Origin of the sequence: Elioraea sp. (assembly GCF_051860475.1) — a bacterium.
Lineage (GTDB): Bacteria > Pseudomonadota > Alphaproteobacteria > Acetobacterales > Acetobacteraceae > Elioraea.
Map to the genome: position 1 here is coordinate 1 of NZ_JBHYDW010000277.1, position 1,845 is coordinate 1,845.

Below are 1,845 nucleotides of genomic sequence, written 5' to 3' on the forward strand. Positions count from 1 at the left end.
GCGCTGATCGAGGAACGGCGCCGGCTCGAGCGCGAGGTCGCGGAGCTCCGCCGCAGGCTCGCCACGGGCGGGGCGGGCGCCGCGCCGGCGTTCGAGGAGGTGGGCGGGGTGAAGCTCGCCGCGCGCGTGGTCGAGGTGCCGGCGCGCGACCTGAAGGGCCTCGCCGACGAGATCCGCAAGGGGATGGGCTCGGGCGTGGTCGCGCTCGTTTCGCCGATGGACGGCAAGGCGTCGATCGTGGTGAGCGTCACGCCAGATCTGTCCGGACGGTTCTCGGCGGTCGAGCTGGTGAAGGCGGCCGCCGCCGCGGTCGGCGGCAAGGGCGGCGGTGGCCGGCCCGACATGGCGCAGGCGGGCGGGCCGGACGGGGCGAAGGCAGAGGCGGCACTCGCGGCGGTGCGGGGGGCGCTCGCGGCCTGACGGAGGCGCGTATGGCGGACGAGGCGGTCCTGTTCGTCTATGTCACGGCGGCGAGCGCCGACGAGGCGCGACGGATCGGCCGCGCGCTGGTCGAGGAGGGGCTCGCCGCCTGCGTGAACCTGCCCGCGCCACACACCGCCATCTATCGCTGGGAGGGCGCGGTGGCGGAGGACACCGAGCAGGCGCTGATCGCCAAGACCACGGCAGCGCGCCTCGACGAGCTCGCCCGCCGCGTGCGCGCGCTCTCGTCCTACGACGTCCCCTGCATCGTCGCGCTGCCGGTGACCGCCGGCGATGCCGAGTTCCTTGCCTGGGTCGGCATGCAGGTGCGGCTGCCACCCTCCGGCTGAGGCGCAGCGTTTGCGCGCGGGCGCCGCGTCCGCCATCCTTTGCGGCGGAACACGTCAACCGGGAGGACTGATCATGCTGCATCGTCGCCGTGTGCTTGCAGCGCCACTTGCCCTTGCGGCTGCCCCGCTCGCGCGTCCGGCCCTGGCCCAGGCTTGGCCCGCGCGCACCGTGCGCATCATCGTGCCCTGGCCGCCGGCCGGCTCGACCGACGTGCTGGTGCGCTTCTATGCCGAGCGGCTGCAATCCCTGCTTGGCCAGAGCGTCGTGGTCGAGAACCGCCCCGGCGCGGGCGGCAATATCGGCGTCGATGTCGTCGCCAAGTCGACGCCCGACGGCCACACGATCGGCATCGCCGCGGTCGCGCACCTGTCGATCAACCCGTATCTCTACGCGCGCCTTGCCTACGATCCGCAGTCGCTGATGCTGGTCGGCGTGGCGTGGGAGCTGCCGAACTGCGCGGTCGTTCCGGCCGAGCACAATCCCTCTCGCACGCTTCAGGAGTTCATCGCCTGGGCCAAGGCGAAGCCCGATGGGATCACCTACGGCTCGCCCGGCGTGGGCACGACGCCGCATCTTTCCGGCGCCTTGTTCTGCACCAGGGTCGGCATCCAGGGAACCCATGTGCCGTTCCGCGGCGCGGCCCAGGCGATCCCGGTGATGCTGGGCGGTCAGCTCGACTTCGCGCTCGACAACCTGACCAGCTACGTGCCGGTGATCCGCGAGGGGCGGATGCGGGCCCTCGCCGTGACCTCGGCGCAGCGTGTGCCGACCATGCCGGACGTGCCCACGATGGCGGAGGCGGGCGTGCCCGACTTCGTCGTCACCTCCTGGCAGAGCTTCTTCTTCCCGCCCGGCACGCCGCCGGCGGTGATCCAGCGCATGAACGCTGCGCTGAAGGAGATCAGCGAGGACGAGGCGATGCGCAAGCGCTTCCTCGACGCCGGTGCCTTCATGGCGTGGTCGACGCCCGAGGAGGCGACGGCGCGTGCCGAGCGCGAGCGGCCGATGTGGCGCGAGGCGGTGCAGATCTCGGGCGCGCGCGTGGAGTGACGCCGATCGGAGGCGTGGGGGGGG

Annotated in this window: 3 protein-coding genes; all 3 read left to right on the forward strand. The window is 72.8% G+C overall.

Annotated features, from left to right (window positions below; translation table 11 throughout):
• Positions 1-420: DHHA1 domain-containing protein (locus ACTIFU_RS23620; protein WP_439580776.1), on the forward strand; the 420-nt coding region annotated here is incomplete at its 5' end.
• Positions 421-431: 11 nt separating this feature from the next.
• Positions 432-770, forward strand: coding sequence for a divalent-cation tolerance protein CutA (cutA, locus tag ACTIFU_RS23625; protein ID WP_439580777.1), 339 nt, complete (start codon positions 432-434; stop codon positions 768-770).
• A 73-nt stretch (positions 771-843) separates the two neighbouring features.
• Positions 844-1,821, forward strand: coding sequence for a Bug family tripartite tricarboxylate transporter substrate binding protein (locus ACTIFU_RS23630; protein WP_439580778.1), 978 nt, complete (start codon positions 844-846; stop codon positions 1,819-1,821).
• Positions 1,822-1,845 lie beyond the last annotated feature (24 nt).

Coding starts and splice junctions, on each gene's coding strand:
- ACTIFU_RS23630 (WP_439580778.1), top strand. CDS start 844: ATGCTGCATCGTCGCCGTGTGCTTGCAGCGCCACTTGCCCTTGCGGCT.
- cutA (WP_439580777.1), top strand. CDS start 432: ATGGCGGACGAGGCGGTCCTGTTCGTCTATGTCACGGCGGCGAGCGCC.